This window comes from Caulobacter segnis, from assembly GCF_029543125.1.
Classification (GTDB): Bacteria; Pseudomonadota; Alphaproteobacteria; order Caulobacterales; family Caulobacteraceae; genus Caulobacter; species Caulobacter segnis_D.
Genome location: NZ_JARQWW010000004.1, coordinates 309,178 through 329,668, shown reverse-complemented (window position 1 = coordinate 329,668; position 20,491 = coordinate 309,178). Strand labels below are relative to the sequence as shown.

Here is a 20,491-nt window from a genome sequence, read left to right as displayed (position 1 = left end):
CAGAGGGTGGACCATGGATCGTAGACAACTTCTGCTGGGGGCGCTTTCCACCGCGTTGGCCGCCCCCACGCTGGCCGCGGCTCAGGCGGGTTCGGAAGCGGCGAAGATGAACGCCATCTTCGACCGCGTCATGAACGAGACCATGCAGCGGTATCCCGAGTACGCGACCTCGCTGGGTCTCGACAAAGGGCCGATGGCGGCGCTGAAGGGCAAGCTGGGCGAGGTCTCCCTGGCCGCCCTGGCCAAGGACAAGGCGGACAACAGCCGCTACCTGTCTGAGATCAAGGCCATCGACCGGTCCAAGCTGACCGGCATGGACGTGATCAACTACGACACCGTGGTCTTCACCCTGGAGACCTCGGACAAGGGCAACAAGGCGTTCAACTACGGCAACAGCGCTTCGGGCGCGCCGTATGTGATCAGCCAGCTGACCGGTTCGTACCAGCAGATCCCGGACTTCCTGGACACCCAGCACGGCATCGAGACGGCGGGGGACGCGGAAGCTTATCTTTCGCGTCTGTCGGCCTTCGCCAAGGTGCTGGACGGGGAGGTCGAGATCGCCCGCCACGACGCCGGCCTTGGCGTCATTCCGCCGGACTTCGCCATCGACCGCGCCCTGACCACCCTGGGCAACATCCATGGCGAGCCGGCCAGCGCCACGTCCCTGGTCCAGTCGGTGGTCCGCCGCACCAAGGCCAAGAACATCGCCGGCGACTGGGAGGCCCGCGCCACTAAAATCTATGAGGGCGAGGTCCAGCCGGCCCTCGGCCGTCAGATCGCGTTCCTGAAGGAAGTGCGCCCCAAGGCCGTTCATGACGCCGGCGTGTGGCGCCTGCCCAAGGGCGGCGAGTACTACAGCGTCTCGCTGCTCAACTACACGACCGCCACCATCTCGCCGGACGAGATCCACTCCACCGGCGTGCGTCTGGTGGACAGCATCTCCAAGGAGATCGACGCGATCTTCAAGTCGCAGGGCATGACCGAGGGCTCGGTTGGCGCGCGTCTGCAGCAGCTGTCCAAGCGTCCTGACCAGCTCTACGCCAACACCGACGAGGCGAAGGTCGAGCTGATCAACGACCTGAACAAGCTGGTGAAGGAGATCGAGGTCAAGCTGGCCCCGTACTTCGGCCAGCTGCCCAAGGCGCCGCTGGAGATCCGCCGCGTGCCCAAGTCGATCGAGGCGGGCGCTCCGGGCGGCTACTACAACATCCCGACCCTCGATGGTTCGCGCCCGGGCATCTACTGGATCAACCTGCGCAACACCGCCGAGAACCCGAAGTTCGGCCTGAAGACCCTGACCTATCACGAGGGGATTCCGGGCCACCACCTGCAGCTGGCGCTCAGCAACGAGAGCCAGGGCATTCCGCTGATCCGCAAGGCCATCGGCTTCTCGGGCTATTCCGAGGGCTGGGCGCTCTATTCCGAAGAGCTGGCCGTGGAGATGGGCATGTACAAGGACGACCCGTTCGGCCACGTCGGCCAGCTTCAGGCCGCCCTGTTCCGCGCCGTCCGCCTCGTGGTGGACAGCGGCATGCACTACAAGAAGTGGAGCCGCGAGCAGGCGGTGAAGTATTTCGTCGATCACCTGGGCCAGGAAGAGGCCACGGCGGTCACGGAGATCGAACGGTACTGCGTGTGGCCGGGTCAGGCCTGCAGCTACATGGTGGGCAAGCTCACCTGGCTGCGTCTGCGAGACAAGGCCCGCAAGAGCCTCGGCGGCAAGTTCGACTACCGCAAGTTCCACGACACCGGTCTTCTGGCCGGCGGCACGCCGCTGACGGTGCTCGAGAACGCCATCGACGGCTATATCGCCAGCGCCAAGTCGGCCTGACGAGAGCGGTCAAATCCTCCCTTTCGGGGAGGAGAACTGCGAAGCGGTGGAGGGGGGCTTGCTGACTCAGCAGGCCCCCTTCGTCCCTTTGGGACACCTCCCCCAGAGGGGGAGGATCGTGACGCCGATGAAATCAAAATGGACTGGGCTGCTGCTAAGCAAGCCGACCGTCCGCGTGACCAAATGGGGAGAGTATCTGATGGACCGTCGCGCCTTTCTGGCCAGCGCCGCCGCGACCGCCTTGGCCGGACCGGCCCTGGCCCAGACTTCGTCTTCGGCCGAAGCGGCCAAGATGAACGCGCTCTTCGACCGCATCATGCAGGAGCGGTTCAAGAACTCGCCCGGCTTCGCCACGCGCCTGGGTCTCGACAAGGGGCCGATGGCCGACCTGAAGGGCAAGCTGAACGAGATTTCGCTGGCCTCCCGCGCTCGCAGCAAGGCCCGCGTCACGCGCGAACTGGCCGACCTGCGCGCCATCGACCGCAAGGCCCTGAGCGGCATGGACGCGGTGAACTACGACACCATCGAGTTCACCCTGGCGGTGGACGCCGACGGCTACAGCAAGTTCGACTACGGCGCGGATTCGGCGGGCGAGCCCTATGTGCTCAGCCAGCTCACCGGCTCGTACCAGCAGACGCCGGACTTCCTGGACACCCAGCACTCCATCGACACCGCCGCCGACGCCGAAGCGTATCTGTCGCGCCTGTCCGCTTTCGCCCGGAACCTCGACGGCGAGCTGGAGATCGCGCGTCACGACCTTGGCCTGGGCGTTCTGCCGCCGGATTTCGCCATCGACCGCGCCCTGGCCTCCATGGGGCAGATCGCCGGGGAGGGCGCCGACAAGTCGGTGCTGGTTCAATCGGTGGTGCGCCGCGCGGCCGCCAAGAACCTGCCCGGCGACTGGTCGGCCCGCGCGACGAAGATCTATGAGGGCGAGGTTGTTCCTGCCCTGAACCGTCAGATCGAGTTCCTGAAGGCCAACCGCGCCAACGCCGTCCACGAGGCGGGCTGCTGGCGTCTTCCCAAGGGTGACGAATACTACGCCGTGTCCCTGAAGGGCGCGACGACCTCGGGCATCACGCCGGAGGATGTCCACCAGACCGGCCTGGAACTGGTCAAAAGCATCTCGGCCGAGATCGACGTGCTTCTGAAGGGCCAGGGCATGACCCAGGGCTCGGTCGGCGCGCGCCTCAAGGCGCTGGGCGACGATCCCAAGCAGCACTACCCGAACACCGATGAGGGCAAGGAGCAACTGCTGGCCATGCTGAACGGCAAGGTCGAGGAGATCCGGGGCAAGCTGCCCCCGTACTTCGGCCAACTGCCCAAGGCCCCGGTGGAGATACGCCGCGTGCCCAAGGCGATCGAGGCGGGCGCGCCGCGCGGCTACTACAACTCGCCGACCCTCGATGGCTCGCGCCCGGGCATCTACTGGATCAACCTGCGCAACACGGCGGAGTCGCCGACCTTCACCCTGACCTCGCTGAGCTATCACGAGAGCATTCCGGGCCATCACCTGCAGCTCGCCCTCAGCAACGAGAGCGACGCCATCCCGTTGATCCGCAAGGCCACCGGCTTCTCCGGCTATTCCGAGGGCTGGGCGCTCTATTCGGAGCAGCTCGCCGTCGAGATGGGCATGTACGGATCAGACCCGCTGGGTCACGTGGGCCAGCTTCAGGGCGCGCTTTTCCGCGCCGTGCGCATGGTCGTCGATAGTGGCATGCACCACAAGCGCTGGAGCCGCGAACAGGCGGTGAAGTACTTCGTCGACGTGCTCGGCTGGACCGAGGCGCGGGGGATCACCGAAATCGAGCGCTACGCCGTGTGGCCGGGCCAGGCGTCCAGCTACATGGTCGGCAAGATCGTCTGGCTGCGCACGCGGGACAAAGCCCGCAAGGCGCTGGGCTCGAAGTTCGACCTGAAGGCCTTCCACAACGCCGGCCTTCTTTCCGGCAGCACGCCGCTGACCGTGCTGGAGACGGCCATCGACAACTACATCGCCGCGGCGAAGACCGCGTAAGACCAAGCGTACTCAAGGGGGACATCATGGACCGCAGAACCTTCCTCGCCACCGCCGCCGCCTCGGCCATCGCCGCGCCGGCGCTCGCGCAAGCCAAGGGGGGCGCTGAGGATCAGCGGCTCCATGCGCTGCTCGACAAGTTCTTCTACGACGGCATCGACAAGAGCCCGACCCGCGCCACCTCGCTGGGCCTGGACAAGGGCGCCCGCGCGCACCTGAAGAGCGAACTGGGCGACGCCTCGCTGGCCGACCGCGCCCGCCGACTGGCCGACGCCAAGCAGCGCCTGGTGGACCTGAAGACCATCAATCGCGCCGCGCTCAGCCCCTCCGCCGCCATCGACTACGACGTCATCGCCTATCAGAACGAAGTCTCGGTCATGGCCCTGTCGCGCGTGAAGTTCGGCGAGGGCGGCAACGGCGGCTATTCGCCCTACGCCCTGGATCAGCGCTCCGGCGCCTACCAGTCGGTGCCCGACTTCCTCGACAATCAGCACGGCATCGCCAACACCGCTGACGCCGACGCCTATGTGGCCCGCGTGAAGGGCTTCGCCACGGTCCTCGATCAGGAGACCGAGCGGATGAACGCCGAGGCGGCGATGGGCGTCATCGCGCCCAACTTCATCCTCGCCACCACCCTGGACCAGATGCGCGCCCTGCGCGGTCAGGCGACCGCCGACACCGTTCTGGTGAAGTCCATCGCCCGCCGCGCCAAGGCCGCCGGTCTGACCGCCGACTACGGCGCCCAGGTCGCCGGCGTGGTCGACGCCCAGGTGTGGCCGGCGCTCGACCGTCAGATCGCGGCGGTCGAGGCCCTGCGCGCCAAGGCCACCGACAAGGCCGGCGCCTGGACCCTGCCGGCGGACCCGGGCTACTACGCCGGCGCCGTGGCGGCGGCCACGACCACCACCATGACCCCGGAAGAAGTCCACCAGCTGGGCCTCAGCCAGGCGGCCGAGATCACCGCCCGCATGGACGTGCTGCTGAAGGGCATGGGCCTGACCCAGGGCTCTGTCGCCGACCGCATGACCGAACTCGGCAAGCGTCCGGATCAGCTCTATCCGAACACCGACGCCGGCAAGGAAGAGATGATCAAGGTCCTGAACGCCCAGATCGCGGCGCTCGACCCGCGTCTGCCGGAAGTGTTCGGCCGCCTGCCCAAGACCAAGGTCGAGGTGCGCCGCGTGCCGGTGAACATCCAGGACGGCGCCTCCAACGGCTACTACCAGCGCCCGACCCTGGACGGCTCGCGCCCCGGCGCCTTCTACATCAACCTGAAGGACAGCGCCGACTGGCCGAAGTTCAGCCTGGCGACCCTGACCTATCACGAGGCCAGCCCGGGGCATCACCTGCAGATCGGTCTGCAGATGGAGAACGCCGACGTGCCGCTGATCCGCCGCACGGGCGGCTTCTCGGCATTCTCAGAGGGCTGGGCGCTCTATGCCGAGCAGCTCGCCTACGAGATGGATGTCTACAAGGGCGATCCGAACGGCGAGCTGGGCTACTGGCAGTCGCTGCTGTTCCGCGCCATCCGCCTGGTGGTCGATACTGGCATCCACCACAAGCGCTGGTCCCGCGATCAGGCCACCGCCTACATGGTGGGGGCCACCGGCTACACCCACGGCCGCGTCCAGCGCGAGATCGACCGCTACTGCGTGTGGCCGGGCCAGGCGCTCAGCTACAAGGTCGGCCACACCCAGTGGGCGCGCCTGCGCGAAGGGGCCAAGGCCAAGCTGGGTTCGAAGTTCGACATCCGCCAGTTCCACGACGCGGCCCTGCTGTCGGGCCCGATGCCGCTGACAGTGCTGGAAAAGCAGATCGACGCCTACGTGGCGCGGACCAAGGCGTAAGGCTTCGGTTCAGGCCAGTCTGAGCAGGGGCGGCGCCACCGGCGCCGCCCTTCGCATTTGAGGGTTCTGCGGGCGCTCCGTGGGGCGGCCGTAGAGATAGCCCTGGGCGAAATCGACGCCGGCGTAGCGCGCGGCTTCCTCAACGCCCGTGTTCTCGACCATGGCGGCGACGGTGCGCAGGCCAAGCTCGCTGAAGGCCTGCACCAAGTGGCGCACCAGGGCCGCTTCCTCGCGCCCGCCGGTCAGTTCGCGCACATAGCGGCCGTCGATCTTGGCCAGATCCAGCTGCAGGCGTTGGAGGTGGGCCATAGAATCGGCCCCCGCGCCGAAGTCGCCCAGGCAGACCAGCGATCCCATGCCGCGCAGGACCTGGGCGTAACGGTTGGCCAGCACCATGTCGGTGATCGTGTTGCTCTCGGTCAGCTCGAAGATCAGCCGGCCGCGCGCGCCCTCGTGGCGGCGCAGCAGGCGCTCCACATGGAAGGCGTAGCCTTCGTCGCACAGGGTGCGGCCCGTCACCTTCACCGCCAGGCGCAGGGTGGGGACGTCGGAGGCCAGGCGGCGGATGGCCTGCTCGACCACCGCGTAGTCCAGCTCCTCCATCAGGTCGAAGGCCTGGGCGGTGCGGATCATCTGCAGCGGGTCGGCGCCGTTGTCGAAGCGGGCCAGGACCTCGTGGTGGTGGACAGTGTCATCGGCCAGGCGGACGACCGGCTGGAAGGCGAAGTTGAAGCGGCGCTGGCTGACCGCCGCCGCCAGGGCCTCGGCGCGGGCCATGGCGCGATGCATGGCGCGAGTGTTCTGCGACGCGGCGGCCTGGGCGACAGGCTCGACCACCTCCGGCGGGCTGGGCGGCGGCGCTTCCACCGGGGGCGGGACGGCCATGTCGGGCGGCAGGTCGGCCATCACCGCCGGCTGGGGCGGCGCGACGGGTTCGGGTTCGACGGCCTGGACCGCTGGCTGCGCAACGGCTGTTGCGGCCGCGACCGGCGGTGGGGCATAGGGCGCGACGTTGACCGGGCCCGTCTCGAATTTCGCCAGAGGCGGCGCGGCGGTCAAGGCGCAGCAGATGCGGCCCGCGTTCTCCGCCAGGCGTCGGGCCGACAGGCTGATCGGGCTTTCCGGGTCGTGCGCCGGGGCCAGGACGATCGGTCCATGACGTCCGCCGTCGGCCAGGGCGAGCAGGAAATGGTGCAGCCGCTCCCGTTCCGGCGGGGCCAGCAGGTCGTGCAGCAGCATGCCGGTGATCGGCGCGCCATGGCCGAACAGCTCATGCTCCGCCCCCGCCACGAACGTGATGCGTCCGTAGTCGTCCAGCTCCAGAAGGAGGTCGGAGCTGGCGAAGGCCAGTCCAAGCAGCCGGTAGGGGTCCAGGGTCAAGCGCGCGAGGGTCCGAATCTACCTTTCGACCCTGCACCGGTATGGTTAAGCAGGTGTTGTCACGCCCGGCGTCAGGACGTCGCGGGTGTTAACCGTGCAACCGTATGCACGTTGCCAAAACCCCAGCTTTTTGATGCATAGGGATCACTATGGATCCGGCATCGTTCGCGGCGAAATTCGACCTCGTGCTGAAGGCGTTAAGCCTCAGCCGCGGACGGCTGGCGGCTGACCTCGGGGTCGACAAGTCGGCGGTCAGCCGATGGGGCTCCGGAACGGTCGCGCCCTCGGCCCACAACCTGATGCTGCTGACCGGCCTGGTGGCCTCCCGCAAGGAGGGGTTCACCCTGCTGGACTGGGAGCGCGATCTCGACAGCCTGGCGACGTTGATGGGCGTCGAGACGCCGTCGACCTCCACGGCGGTCCCGAGCATCGGCGGCGGCTCGTCGGTCATGCCGCTTTTCCCGCAGATGCCGTTCGGGATCGAGGAAGCCTCGCGCCGCGAGATCGAGCGCAAGGGCGCGTCCTACGAAGGGATCTGGCGGATCACCCGCCCGTCCTCCACCCAACCGGGCATGTATGTGAAGGAGCACATGATGATCCGGCGGGAGGGCGACGGCCTCGCCCTGCGGATCGTCGGCGGCCAGCACGAGACGCGCGGCCATATCCTGATCCTCCAGGGGCAGCTCTACGGCGTGGCGGCGGACGCCCACGATGACTCCCTGCTGTTCGCCGTGTTCAATGGAACCAGCGCCCCGAAGGTGGAGCGCATTGAAGGGGTGATGGGCAGCGTCTCCGCCGACGTCTTCACCGCCGCCACCGCCATGGCCGCCATCTGCGAGCGGATGAGCGACCTGACCGATGACGCGTCGGCCGACACCGCCCGGTTCGAGGCGTTGAAGACCCTGCCGATCATGTTCACGCCGGACGATGTCCCGGCCGCCATGCGTCTGAAGCTGAAGGCGCCCCTGCGCTGCGTCGAACCGGACCGCGAGGCCCTGGCGGAAGCCGCCGTCATGCCGCCGCCGATGTCCGCGCCAGTCGAGGCGGTGGAAGGTGATCCCGCCAAATTCCGCTTTGACTGGAATGACTTGTGCCATTTCGTGGCCGTGGCGCGCAGCGGCACGACCCTCGGCGCGGCCAAGCAGCTCCGCGTCAGCCAGCCCACGGTGGTCCGCCGCATCGCCACCCTGGAGGACGCGCTGGGCGCGGCCCTCTTCGAGCGCAGGCCTTCCGGCTATGAGCTGAGCGAGGTCGGCCGCGAACTGCTGCCTCACGCCGAGAAGGTCGAGGCGGCCGTCATGGGCTTCGGCTACGCCAGCGCCGCGGCCGCTCGCGTCCAGACCCAGGTGATCCGCGTCACCGCGCCGGAGAACATGGCCAATCTGGTGATCCCGGCGATCATGCAGGAGTTCCACCGGACCCATCCCAGCGTCCAGGTCCAGCTGATCACCGATGACCGCCGGCTGGACCTCAACAAGGGTGAGGCCGACGTCGCCCTGCGCGCCGGGTCCACCCCGGATGATCCGACCCTGGTGGCGCGCCGCCTGCCGGACCTCGCCTGGGGCGTCTATTGCAGTCCGGTCTACGCGGCGCAACATGGCGTGCCCGCCAACGCCGGGGAGATGGCTGGGCACCTGCTGGTCGGCGGGGAGGGGATCATCTCCAACCTTCCCGGCCTTCGCTGGCTGGATCAGATCGCGCCCAACGGCCAGGTGGTCTGGCGCTGCAACACCTTGACCAATCTTTGCACCGCCGTCGCGGGCGGGCTGGGGGTGTCGGTCCTGCCGGCGCTGGCCGGCACTCAGGCGGGACTCGTTCGCTGTTTTCCGGTGGTCGAACTGACCGCGGAGCTATGGCTGGTCACCCGCGGCGAACTGCGCGGCATGCCGCACGTGCGGGCCTTCATGGATTGCCTGGCCAACCATATGCGCCGTCTGCGGCCCCTGCTCAGCGGCGAAGGCGACGTGGATCTGACGGCCATCCCGGCGGTCTGAGGGTGCAAGCGTCGCTATTCAATTTTGAATAGCCGTTGTGCAGGACTGTTGATTGATCGGCGTTCCTTGCGCTTCTAGATGAGCGGCCCCGGAACCTGGGCGCATGCGGCGTCCGAACTGGCGCCAAGATGAAACTCTACCACGACCCTCTTTCGACCGACTCGCGGGCAGTGCTGCTGTTCGCGCACGAGCACCGCCTGAAGTTCGACGAGGAGATCGTCAGCATCTGGGACGGCGCGCACCTGTCGGACGTCTTCGCCGGGCTCAATCCCGACCGCACCCTGCCGCTGCTGGTGGACCGCAACCTGCGCCTGACCCAGGCCTCGACGATCCTGAAGTACCTGGCGGAGCTGACCGGCTCGCAGACCTACCCGCACGCGCTGCACCCACGCATGCTCGTCAACGAGCGGCTGGACTGGTTCAGCAACGCGCTGGCCCGCGACTTCCTGCACGGCTTCGTCTATCCGCAGATGTTCCCGGCCTGCCGCTACGCCGATGGCGAGCACCAGGCGGCCCTACGTCGTCATTTGGCCGCCGCTCATCGCAAACTGTACGTGCTGGACCGCCACTTCCTGGGCGCTTCGCCCTATGTGTGCGGCCAGGAGGTGACGATCGCCGACTATCTGGGCGCGACCTATGTGGGCGTGGGCGACTGGATCGGCTTCAGCCTGGCTGACTATCCCCGGATCGCCGCCTGGATGGACCGCATGCGGTCGCTCCAGTCGTGGTCGACATCCCACCATGAATTCGAAGCCGGTCTCATCGCGCGCTGGTCGCCGGAGATCGCCGAACGCCTTGCCGGAACCCAGGCCGGTCTGATCTCAGATCTCGTCTAGGGGCCGGCAGCCCGGCGTCTCCCCTAAGACGCCGGGCACCCCCTTTCCCAGCCTACGTCATGTTCGGTCGTAGCGCGTGTTCCGCCGGAAAAGAACATCTTGCGAACAGAGAACAAACCATGCACATTCGAGTCATGGAGAGCCGGCGCTGGCGCGGGGATCGCAGCAGGGCCGGTCGGGTTGGCGGAATCATGGAATAAGGGACGCCTGTAATGAACCAAGCGGCGTTGAGGCTCGTGGCACGCGAAGAAGGCGATAAGCAAAAGGCACTTGAGGCCGCCCTGGCTCAGATTGACCGGGCGTTCGGCAAGGGCTCGGTGATGAAGCTCGGCGACAAGGGCAAGGTGGAGATGGAGTCGGTTTCGACCGGCTCTCTCGGCCTCGACATCGCCCTGGGCATCGGTGGTCTGCCCAAGGGTCGGATCATCGAGATCTACGGTCCGGAAAGCTCGGGCAAGACGACCCTGGCCCTGCACGTGGTGGCCGAGGTCCAGAAGGCCGGCGGCACCGCCGCCTTCGTGGACGCCGAGCACGCCCTCGACCCGTCCTACGCCCACAAGCTGAAGGTGAACCTGGACGAGTTGCTGGTTTCGCAGCCCGACACCGGCGAGCAGGCCCTCGAAATCACCGACACCCTGGTGCGCTCCGGCGCGGTGGACGTGATCGTGGTCGACTCGGTGGCGGCCCTGACGCCGCGCGCCGAAATCGAAGGCGAGATGGGTGACAGCCTGCCGGGCCTTCAGGCCCGTCTGATGAGCCAGGCCCTGCGCAAGCTCACCGCCTCGATCAACAAGGCCAAGACCCTGGTGATCTTCATCAACCAGATCCGCCACAAGATCGGCGTCATGTACGGCTCGCCCGAGACGACCACGGGCGGCAACGCCCTGAAGTTCTACGCCTCGGTCCGCCTGGACATCCGCCGCACCGGCTCGGTGAAGGTGCGTGACGAGATCATCGGCAACAACGTCCGCGTGAAGGTGGTCAAGAACAAGGTCGCCCCGCCGTTCCGCGAGGTCGAGTTCGACATCATGTACGGCGAGGGGATCTCCAAGCTGGGCGAGATCATCGATCTGGGCGTCAAGGCCGGGATCGTCGAGAAATCCGGCTCCTGGTTCTCCTACAGCAGCCAGCGGATCGGGCAGGGGCGCGACAATGTGCGCGAGTTCCTGAAGAACAACCCGGACATCGCCGCCAGCATCGAGAAAGCCGTCCGCGCCTCCTCCTCCAAGATCGAGGAAGAGCTGCTGGTCGGCGGGCCCGACGCCCAGGAAGACAGCGAAGGCTGAGGCCCGGACAGGGCTGATCCTTCAAAGGCTCTCGCAAGGCGGCTTTCACCGCCGGCGACCCCGCCAACCATCCGGCGCGTGACCCCCACCCGCGCCGCCTCGCGAGCCGAGGACGTTCGGACCTGCGCCCCAAGCGCCGGACCGGGCGTCCTTTTTCGCGTCTCCACGCCGTGACAGCCGCCGGTCATGCCACGAATTTCCTTGGGAGATCAGGCGCGCTTGGCTAAGGAGCGCTGCACTTCCTATCTCCGCATTTCGCGCTTTCCAGACCCCGGACGACCATGCCGAGCCTGAACGACATCCGCAGCACCTTCCTCGACTACTTCGGGGGCAACGACCACGCCGTCGTTCCGTCCGCGCCGCTGGTGCCGCAGAACGATCCGACCCTGCTGTTCGTCAACGCCGGCATGGTGCCGTTCAAGAACGCCTTCACCGGCGCCGAGACGCCGGTCGCGCCGCGCGCCACCTCGTCGCAAAAGTGCGTCCGCGCCGGCGGCAAGCACAACGACCTGGACAATGTCGGCTACACCGCGCGCCACCACACCTTCTTCGAGATGCTGGGGAATTTCTCGTTCGGCGACTATTTCAAGGAGCGTGCGATCACGCTCGCCTGGAACCTGCTGACCAAGGAATACAAGCTCCCCGTCGAGAAGCTGCTGGTCACGGTCTACGCCTCGGACGATGAAGCCGCCGATCTGTGGAAGAAGATCGCCGGCCTGCCGGACCAGAAGATCATCCGCATCGGCACCTCGGACAACTTCTGGTCCATGGGCGACACCGGCCCCTGCGGTCCGTGCTCGGAAATCTTCTACGACCACGGCGACCACATCCCCGGCGGCCCTCCCGGCAGCCCGGACGAGGACGGCGATCGGTTCATCGAGATCTGGAACCTCGTCTTCATGCAGTTCGAGCAGCAGGCGGGCGGCGAACGCGTCAACCTGCCCAAGCCCTCGATCGACACCGGCATGGGCCTGGAGCGCATCGCCGCCGTCCTGCAGGGCGTGCATGACAACTACGACGTGGACCTGTTCAAGGCCCTGATCGCCGCCTCGGTGGACGCCACCGGTGTGAAGGCCGAGGGCGAGAACCAGGCCAGCCACCGGGTCATCGCCGACCACCTGCGCTCGTCCTCGTTCCTGCTGGCCGACGGCGTGTCGCCGTCCAACGAAGGCCGCGGCTACGTCCTGCGCCGCATCATGCGCCGCGCCATGCGTCACGCCTACCTGCTGGGCGCGCAGGAGCCGCTTATGCACCGGCTGGCTCCGACCCTGATCGAGCAGATGGGCGGCGCCTATCCGGAACTGCGCCGCGCCGAAGCCCTGATCACCGAGACCCTGCGCCAGGAGGAAGAACGCTTCCGCCGCACCCTGGGCCGCGGCATGACCCTGCTGGACGAAGCCACGGCCGAGCTGGCCGAGGGCGGCGTTCTGGCCGGCGATGTGGCGTTCAAGCTCTATGACACCTATGGCTTCCCGCTCGACCTGACCCAGGACGCCGTGCGCGCCAAGGGCCTGACCGTCGACACCGACGGCTTCGACACCGCCATGGACAAACAGCGCCAGATGGCGCGCGAGAACTGGACGGGTTCGGGCCAGCAAGGCACGGGCGCCGAGTGGTTCGCGGTCAAGGAGCGTGACGGCGCTACCGAATTCGTCGGCTACGACACCATCGAAGGCGCCGGCGTGGTGAAGGCCATCGTCGCCGACGGCGCCGAGGTTCAGTCCGCTTCCGCCGGCCAGACGGTTCAGGTCGTCCTCGACCGGACCCCGTTCTACGCCGAAAGCGGCGGTCAGGCCGGCGACCAGGGTGTCTTCGACGCCAATGGCGCGGTCAGCCGCGTGCTCGACACCCAGAAGCAGGCCGGCGAACTGCACGTCCACACCGTTGAGCTGGCCGGTCCGCTGGCCCTCGGCGACAAGGTCGTGGCCTCGGTGGATGGTGAGCGCCGCCACACCACCCGCTCCAACCATTCGGCCGCGCACCTGGTTCACGCCGCCCTGCACCATGTGCTGGGCGCCCACGTGGCCCAGAAGGGCCAGCTGGTCGACGGCGACCGCATGCGCTTCGACTTTAGCCACGGCGGCCCCCTGACGGCCGACGAGATCGAGCGCATAGAGGCCGAGGTCAACGAAGTCATCCGCCAGAACGTGCCCGCCGACATCAAGGTCATGGCGCCGCAGGAGGCCATCGAGGCCGGCGCGGTCGCCCTGTTCGGCGAAAAGTACGGCGACAGCGTGCGCGTGCTCACCCTGGGCAAGGCCCTGACGGGCGAGGACAAGGGCTATTCGGTCGAACTGTGCGGCGGCACCCACGTGGCCCGCACCGGCGACATCGCCCTGTTCAAGATCGTCTCCGAGCAAGGCGTCGCCGCCGGCGTGCGCCGCATCGAGGCCCTGACCGGCGAGGCGGCCCGCCGCTTCCTGCTGGATCAGGCCGGCGTGGCCAAGGGTCTGGCCGAGCAGTTCAAGGTCCCGGTCGAGGGCGTCGCCGCCCGCGTCGAAGGCCTGATTGCTGACCGCAAACGTCTGGAGAAGGAACTGGCCGAGGCCAAGAAGGCTCTGGCCCTGGGCGGCGGCTCCAGCGGCGCGTCCGGTCCGGAAGATGTCGCGGGCACGGCCTTCATCGGCCGCGTCCTCGACGGCGTCGGCGGCAAGGACCTGCGCGGCGTGGTCGAGGACTTCAAGAAGTCCATCGGTTCGGGCGTCGTGGCCCTGGTCGGCACCTCGGAAGGCAAGGCCGCCGTGGCCGTGGCCGTGACCGCCGATCTGACCGGCAAGTTCAACGCCGCCGAGCTGGCCCGCGCCGCCGTGATCGCCATGGGCGGGCAGGGCGCCGGCGGCAAGCCGGACTTCGCCCAGGGCGGCGCGCCCAGCGATGAGAAGGCCGCTGACGGCGTCGCCGCGGTGAAGTCGGCGCTCGCTGGGTGAGCAAGGCGCCGCGCGTCGGTTGCGGCGTCGTCCTGCTGAAGGACGGCGCCATTCTCCTGATCCAACGCCTGCGGCAGCCGGAGGCGGGCTCCTGGAGCCTGCCCGGCGGAAAGGTCGACTGGGGCGAGCCGACGCCTGTGGCGGCCGCCCGTGAGGTCGCTGAGGAGCTGGGCGTCGTGGCGCAAGACCTCAAGCTGCTCTGCGTCGTCGACCTGATCGATCAGGGCGATGGCGATCACTGGATCTCGCCGGTCTATCTGGCCGATAGCTTCACGGGCGAGCCGGCCCTGATGGAGCCGCACAAGCATGCGGCTTTCGGCTGGTTTCCGCTTGGAGACCTGCCTGCGCCGCTGGCCTCATCGGCGGCCGTCGCGGCGCAGGCGCTCAAGACGGGTTCCTAGGACGCCGGCACGCCGGCGAAGATGCTGATCTTGTTGCCGGTCGGGTCGCGAAGATAGGCGCCATAGAAACCGGATTCCGCCTCGGCGGGACGAAAGCCCGGCAGTCCTTCGCAGGTTCCGCCGGCCGCCAGACCCGCGGCGTGGGCGGCTCTCACCTGATCGGGCGACTGAGCCTGGTAGCCGATCATGATGCCGTTTCCCGGCCTGGCCGGCTCGCCGTTGAAGGGCGGGCAAAGCGCCGTGTGACAGTCGGTGATGTCCTTGCCAGGGCCGACGACCCCGTAGCCGATCCACCCGCCGCCAGCGAGTTTGCGCTCGCTGCCGATGGCGGTGAACACCGCGTCGTAAAAGCGGCCCGAGGCCTCTTCATCAAGCGTGCCGATGGTGACGTATCCGATCATGTCCGTTCCTCCCCAGGTGGATGGCGATCAACCTACCATCCAATGCGAACGGATCAAGAACATCTAACGTCGGTACTGAATGAAGCCCCGGTTCTGCGCGACCGCGTCATAGAGTTTGCGCGCCTGGGTGTTGGTCTCGTGGGTCAGCCAATGGACGCGGTCCCAGCCTTCCGCGTCCGCCTGCTTGTAGATGGCCTCGATCAGCGCCCGGCCAGCGCCAGACCCTCGCGCCTCGGGGGAGACGAACAGGTCCTCCAGATAGCAGTAGAAGCCGGTCGTCCAGGTCGCCCGATGCACGACGCAGTGGGCGAAGCCGATCACCTGGGTGTTCTTTTCAACGATGAGGGCGAACATCGGCTCGGCCGGATCTAGGAAGCGCGCGAAGGTCGTATCGCTGACTTCCGGCGGCAGGTCCGAGGACTCGTAGAACGCCAGATAGCTGGCCCAAAGTTCGTCCCATGCCGCCCGATCTTGCGGCATCAGCCTGCGGACGATTATGCCGCTGGAGAGCGCCACCATCTTTCGTCTCCTTGAACGAAAAAGCCCGCGCTGTCGGCTGACGGCGCGGGCTTCTGAAGTCTCGAAAGTCTGGAGGCCTTAGGCCGCCATGGCCTTCTTCAGGTTCTCGTCGATCTTGTCGAGGAAGCCTTCGGTCGTCAGCCAGCCTTGCTTGTCGCCGACCAGCAGGGCCAGGTCCTTGGTCATGAAGCCGCTTTCGACGGTGTCGATGCAGACCTTCTCCAGGGTTGCGGCGAAGGCGGCCAGTTCGGCGTTGTCGTCCAGCTTGGCGCGGTGGGCCAGGCCACGGGTCCAGGCGAAGATCGAGGCGATCGAGTTGGTCGAGGTCGACTCGCCCTTCTGGTGCTGGCGGTAGTGGCGGGTGACAGTGCCGTGGGCGGCTTCAGCCTCGACGGTCTTGCCGTCCGGGGTCATCAGCACCGAGGTCATCAGGCCCAGCGAGCCGAAGCCCTGAGCGACGATGTCCGACTGCACGTCGCCGTCGTAGTTCTTGCAAGCCCAGACGTAGCCGCCCGACCACTTCAGGGCCGAGGCCACCATGTCGTCGATCAGGCGGTGCTCGTAGTGCAGGCCCAGGGCCTTGAATTGGTCGGCGTAATGCTCGTCGAAGACTTCCTGGAACAGGTCCTTGAAGCGGCCGTCATAGGCCTTGAGGATCGTGTTCTTGGTCGACAGGTAGACCGGGTACTTGCGGTTCAGGCCGTACGCGAACGAGGCGTGGGCGAACTCGCGGATCGAGTCGTCGAGGTTGTACATGGCCATGGCCACGCCCGAACCCGGCGCCTTGAAGACTTCGTGCTCGATGGTCTGGCCGTCTTCGCCGACGAACTTGATCGACAGGGTGCCCTTGCCCGGGAACAGGAAGTCCGTGGCGCGGTACTGGTCGCCGAAGGCGTGACGGCCGACGATGATCGGCTGGGTCCAGCCCGGGACCAGACGGGGCACGTTCTGGCAGATGATCGGCTCGCGGAAGATCACGCCGCCCAGGATGTTGCGGATGGTGCCGTTCGGCGACTTCCACATCTTCTTGAGCTTGAATTCCTCAACCCGGGCCTCGTCCGGGGTGATGGTGGCGCATTTGACGGCCACGCCGTGCTTCTTGGTGGCGTTGGCGGCGTCGATGGTCACCTGGTCGTCGGTGGCGTCGCGGTTCTCGACCGACAGGTCGTAGTAGTCGAGCTCGAGGTCCAGATACGGGAAGATCAGCTTTTCCTTGATGAGCTTCCAGATGATGCGGGTCATCTCGTCCCCGTCCATATCGACGACGGGGTTGGCGACTTTGATCTTGGCCATTCCGGGGAATTTCCTTCGGTTGGTGTGCGCTCGGCGAGGCGGCGCACAGGGCCGCGAACGCGTCGCAGGGACGGGTCGAAGCCTATAGCCGTTAAGGCGCAGCCACGCCAGCGGCGGCGATAAACCCCCTGTTCAACCTCTGGTGCGTATTATTTGCAGCAGGGGGCACCAAAACGCGCATGCTGTCGGTCAACTCGCCGCTCGCAAGACGGCTTCTGACAATCGTGGCCGTCCTGTCCATTCTGGTGACGGGCGCGGCCACCATGGCGACGTTCGCCTTCGTCCAGAAGGACGTGGCGGCGCGTGAGACAGCGCGTCTGGAGGAATACGTCGCCGAGCGTGTGAAGTCCGAGGACCGCCTGTTCTCTGACCTGGTGCTGCTGCACCGCGCCGCCAGCCTCTCCCTGCGCCGCCGCATGGAGAAGATGCCCCAGGCCCTGATCGACGCCGAGTTCGAGAAGCTCTTCCCCCTCCAGGCCGACGGCACCCGCCGCACCGCACCGGAGCTGTTCGACGGCAATGCCTGGTCATACGGCCTTGGCGGCTTCATCGCCGACGGCGCGAACGTCTCGCCCGAGGAGCGCCGCCTGCTGGTCAGCGGCCTGCAGGTCGTCTCCCATACCGGCGAGGCGGAACTCGAGCGCTACGACAACTTCTACATGTTCACGCCGGAGACCAACCGCTTCATCGTCTTCGGTCCACACCGCGACGACCGGCTGATCTATTACCGCCGCGACGCGCCGCCGACCCTCGATTTCCGCGGTGAAGAGATGGTTGAACTGACCCTGCCGCGGAACAATCCCGAACGGGGCATGCGCTGCACCAAGCTGCGCAAGCTGATCTCCGATCCCACGGGCCAGGCCCTGACCTCCGCCTGCATGACGCCCATCGACGTGGGCGGAAAGCATGTGGCGTCGTGGGGTACGACGATCACCCTGGATTCGTACCTGCTGCGGGCGGCCCAGGACGCGCTGCCTGGCGGCACCAACATGATCGCCTCCGCCGACGGCGAGCTGATCTCCTATCCCGGCATGAGCCGCGACGGGGTGGTCAACAGCAACGTCCTGAAGAAGGCCCAGGCGGAGCACCGCATCGCCGACATCATCAAGGAGATACGCGCACAGGGGCAGGATGTGGGGGTGGTGCGCAGCAAGGCCACCGGCAGGGTCATCGCCTACGGCCTGATGAAGGAGCCGGGCTGGTACTTCATGATGAGCTTCTCGCCCACCGACATTCTGTGGTCGGCGGTGAAGTCAGCCGCCTGGATTTTGCTGTTCGGCATGATCGGTGTGGTCGCCCAGACCCTGCTGCTCTACCGCTTCACGCGGACGGCCGTGCTCGATCCGCTTGGCCGTCTGGCCCAGGCGGGATGGAGCGACGGCGGGGACACCGAATATCTGGAGCACCGCCAGGACGAAATCGGCGTGCTGGCCCGCGCCCTGTCCTGGCAGCGCGCCAAGAACGACGACCTGCTGCGGTCGCTGGAGGACCGAGTCGCCGAGCGCACGGCCGAGCTGGAGCGCGCCAACAAGGCCAAGTCCGTCTTCCTGGCCAATATGAGCCACGAGCTGCGCACGCCCCTGAATGGCGTGATCGCCATCGCCGACCAGCTGGCCGAGGAGCGAGGGCAGGAGCGTCGTCGCGAGCTGGCCGGTCTGGTCGCCTCGTCCGGCCGTCTGCTGGAGCAGGTCCTCAGCGATATTCTCGATGTCTCGAAGATCGAGGCCGGGCAGTTCAGCCTGACCCCGGCGCCTTTCGATCTGACCTGCGAGGTCGGCGCCATCGCCGAGCTGCATCGCGCCTCGGCCGAAGCCAAGGGCCTCGACTATGGCTGGAGCGTCTCGCCCGACGCCGCCGGCGGCTATCTGGGCGACGCCGGCCGCATCGCCCAGGTGCTGTCCAATCTGCTGGCCAACGCCGTGAAGTTCACCGAGACCGGCGGCGTCACCCTGACCGTCGACCGGACCGAGGACGGTTCGGTGCTGTTCTGCGTGCGGGACACCGGGGTCGGCTTCGACGAGGAGACGCGGCAGCGCCTGTTCCGCCGTTTCGAGCAGGCGGACGCCTCCATCACGCGTCGCTTTGGCGGCACCGGCCTGGGCCTGTCGATCTGCGCGGCCCTGACCGACATGATGGGCGGGCGCATCTCCGCCCGTTCCGCCGCCGACAAGGGCGCCGTCTTCGAGGTCGCCCTGCCTCTGCAGCCGGTGGGCATGGAGGCACAGGTCCCCGAACCGGCCAGCGTCGTGGTCGGCGGCGCGCTCGCCGGCCTGCGCGTGCTGGTCGCCGAGGATCATCCCACCAACCGCAAGGTCGTGCAGATCGTCCTGGAGCCCTTCGGGATCGACCTGACCGTCGTCGACAACGGCGCCGACGCGGTGGAGGCCTTCGCTCAGGCCAGCTTCGACGTGATCCTCATGGACATGCAGATGCCGGTTATGGACGGCCTGACCGCCACCCGCCTGATCCGCGAGCGCGAGGCCCGCGACGGCCGTCCCCGCACGCGGATCGTCATGCTGACCGCCGCCGCCATGGACGAACACGTGGTCCAGGCCCGCCGCGCGGGCGCCGATCTGCACGTCTCCAAGCCTGTGCGTCCGGCCGAACTGATTGAGGCCCTGTCGGGTGTCGATGTGACCCAGGACCAGGCCGCCAGCCGCAGCGCCTAACCCCGCGAGGCCAGGGCGGCGCGCCCCACGTCGGCGATCAGCGCGGCCTGGGCTTCTTCGGGCTCCGGCGATCCGGACAGGAACACGGCCACGGCCAGACCCGGCCCGCCTGCCTGCCGGTAGAGGCCGATGTCGTTGACCGCCGCCGTGCGGCCCAGGTCCCGACGTCCGATCCCCGAGACATGCGCCAGATCCGCGTCGCGGCGCAGGCCGGCGCGCAACAGATTCGCGCCGTGGCCGTTGCGGCGCATCAGGTCCAACAACTGGTCGGTCGCCGTGCGCGAGATGAGTTCGGCGTTATGCAGGGCCACCAGAAAATCCATGGCCGCGCGCGGCGTGGCCGTGTCGCGCGGGTCGCGCAGATAGGCCTCGGCGGCGGCGTTGCGGCGGCGCTGGGACAGTTTCCCGACCGCATTGCTAAAGGCCTGCTCGGTCCGCCAGTCGGCGCGGAAGGAGGGCAGGCCGACCCGCTCCACCTCCAGCTCGCGGAAGTAACGGTCCACCCGGATGTCCTTCAGCCGCTTCTGCTGAATCCAGGCGGTGACCACGCCCGGTCCGCCGATGCGCTTCATCAGCAGATCGCAGGCGGTGCGGTCGCCATCGAGAGCCATGGGCAGCAGCGTTCTGGCGGCATACCGGTCGCGCCGCGGCCAGTTCGCCGACACCGCGCTGGGCGGAGGCGACAGGTCCACGTCCCGGACGGTGATCATCTCATCCATATGCGCCCGCCCTGCGGCGGCTTCGTCCAGGAAGGCGGCGGCGATCAGCAGGGCCGCCGCGCCGTCGAGGGGGAAGGGGCGGTCGCCGTTGTGCAGCCACACATCGGCGTTGCCGAGATCGGTGATCGCCACGCCCAGCACGCCCGGCGCGGCGCGTTTCGCGGCGGCGCCGACCTCGCGGTCGAGCTGCTTCAGGTCCATGCCCTCGCTGGACACGTCCATGACCACGGACTTGGCGCAGGCGGCCGTGACCAGAGGCGCCAGCAGCACAGCACGTCGGGAAAAGCTCATCATCGGGGTTGTCGATCCCGCGCCCTTGTCGCCATAGGACAGTCCCAAAGCCTCGCCGCGCGCGAGAAGAGCGGAGAAAA

Annotated in this window: 14 protein-coding genes; 9 read left to right on the top strand and 5 right to left on the bottom strand. The window is 67.5% G+C overall.

Annotated elements, in window-relative coordinates; all coding sequences use genetic code 11:
- The first annotated feature begins 13 nt into the window (after positions 1–13).
- The 3 genes from P7B02_RS14255 (at position 14) to P7B02_RS14245 (ending at position 5,695) form a co-directional block, all read left to right on the top strand.
- Entirely contained in the window at positions 14–1,831 is a 1,818-nt protein-coding gene (locus P7B02_RS14255) for a DUF885 domain-containing protein (RefSeq protein ID WP_277787005.1), read from the top strand.
- 196 nt (positions 1,832–2,027) lie between these two features.
- Complete coding sequence (locus tag P7B02_RS14250; RefSeq protein WP_431355819.1) at positions 2,028–3,848, top strand: DUF885 domain-containing protein; 1,821 nt, start codon at positions 2,028–2,030, stop codon at positions 3,846–3,848.
- Between the two features lie 26 nt (positions 3,849–3,874).
- Positions 3,875–5,695: a DUF885 domain-containing protein gene (locus P7B02_RS14245; protein ID WP_277787003.1), complete on the top strand. Its 1,821-nt coding sequence runs from the start codon at positions 3,875–3,877 to the stop codon at positions 5,693–5,695.
- Positions 5,696–5,704: 9 nt separating this feature from the next.
- On the opposite strand, the gene P7B02_RS14240 is transcribed toward P7B02_RS14245, so the two are convergent.
- Positions 5,705–7,075 (bottom strand): sensor domain-containing phosphodiesterase, encoded by a 1,371-nt coding sequence (locus P7B02_RS14240; protein ID WP_277787002.1) that lies wholly within the window; start codon positions 7,073–7,075, stop codon positions 5,705–5,707.
- Positions 7,076–7,224: 149 nt separating this feature from the next.
- Here P7B02_RS14240 and P7B02_RS14235 point away from each other — a divergent pair, with 149 nt between their 5' ends.
- The 5 genes from P7B02_RS14235 to P7B02_RS14215 all read left to right on the top strand — a co-directional run bounded on the left by P7B02_RS14235 (position 7,225) and on the right by P7B02_RS14215 (position 14,519).
- On the top strand, positions 7,225–9,069 hold the full coding sequence (locus P7B02_RS14235) for a LysR substrate-binding domain-containing protein (RefSeq protein WP_277787001.1): 1,845 nt from the start codon (positions 7,225–7,227) through the stop codon (positions 9,067–9,069).
- A 128-nt stretch (positions 9,070–9,197) separates the two neighbouring features.
- On the top strand, positions 9,198–9,905 hold the full coding sequence (locus tag P7B02_RS14230) for a glutathione S-transferase family protein (RefSeq protein ID WP_277787000.1): 708 nt from the start codon (positions 9,198–9,200) through the stop codon (positions 9,903–9,905).
- A gap of 212 nt (positions 9,906–10,117) precedes the next feature.
- Positions 10,118–11,191: a recombinase RecA gene (gene recA / locus P7B02_RS14225; protein ID WP_277786999.1), complete on the top strand. Its 1,074-nt coding sequence runs from the start codon at positions 10,118–10,120 to the stop codon at positions 11,189–11,191.
- 281 nt (positions 11,192–11,472) lie between these two features.
- Positions 11,473–14,118: an alanine--tRNA ligase gene (gene alaS / locus P7B02_RS14220; protein ID WP_277786998.1), complete on the top strand. Its 2,646-nt coding sequence runs from the start codon at positions 11,473–11,475 to the stop codon at positions 14,116–14,118.
- Positions 14,115–14,519 (top strand): NUDIX domain-containing protein, encoded by a 405-nt coding sequence (locus tag P7B02_RS14215; RefSeq protein WP_277786997.1) that lies wholly within the window; start codon positions 14,115–14,117, stop codon positions 14,517–14,519. Before alaS ends, P7B02_RS14215 begins: the two co-directional genes overlap by 4 nt.
- On the opposite strand, the gene P7B02_RS14210 is transcribed toward P7B02_RS14215, so the two are convergent.
- The 3 genes from P7B02_RS14210 to P7B02_RS14200 all read right to left on the bottom strand — a co-directional run bounded on the left by P7B02_RS14210 (position 14,516) and on the right by P7B02_RS14200 (position 16,732).
- A complete protein-coding gene (locus tag P7B02_RS14210; RefSeq protein ID WP_277786996.1) occupies positions 14,516–14,920 on the bottom strand; it encodes a VOC family protein in 405 nt (134 codons plus the stop codon). The genes P7B02_RS14215 and P7B02_RS14210 overlap by 4 nt on opposite strands.
- Before the next feature lie 63 nt (positions 14,921–14,983).
- Complete coding sequence (locus P7B02_RS14205; RefSeq protein WP_431355817.1) at positions 14,984–15,439, bottom strand: N-acetyltransferase family protein; 456 nt, start codon at positions 15,437–15,439, stop codon at positions 14,984–14,986.
- Positions 15,440–15,517: 78 nt separating this feature from the next.
- Positions 15,518–16,732 (bottom strand): NADP-dependent isocitrate dehydrogenase, encoded by a 1,215-nt coding sequence (locus P7B02_RS14200; protein ID WP_277786995.1) that lies wholly within the window; start codon positions 16,730–16,732, stop codon positions 15,518–15,520.
- A 179-nt stretch (positions 16,733–16,911) separates the two neighbouring features.
- Here P7B02_RS14200 and P7B02_RS14195 point away from each other — a divergent pair, with 179 nt between their 5' ends.
- Positions 16,912–19,401, top strand: a complete 2,490-nt coding sequence (locus P7B02_RS14195; RefSeq protein WP_277786994.1) for an ATP-binding protein — start codon at positions 16,912–16,914, stop codon at positions 19,399–19,401.
- Here the strand turns inward: P7B02_RS14195 and P7B02_RS14190 are convergent.
- Positions 19,398–20,411, bottom strand: a complete 1,014-nt coding sequence (locus P7B02_RS14190) for a serine hydrolase (RefSeq protein WP_277786993.1) — start codon at positions 20,409–20,411, stop codon at positions 19,398–19,400. The two genes, P7B02_RS14195 and P7B02_RS14190, sit on opposite strands and share 4 nt — an antisense overlap.
- Positions 20,412–20,491: the final 80 nt, after the last annotated feature.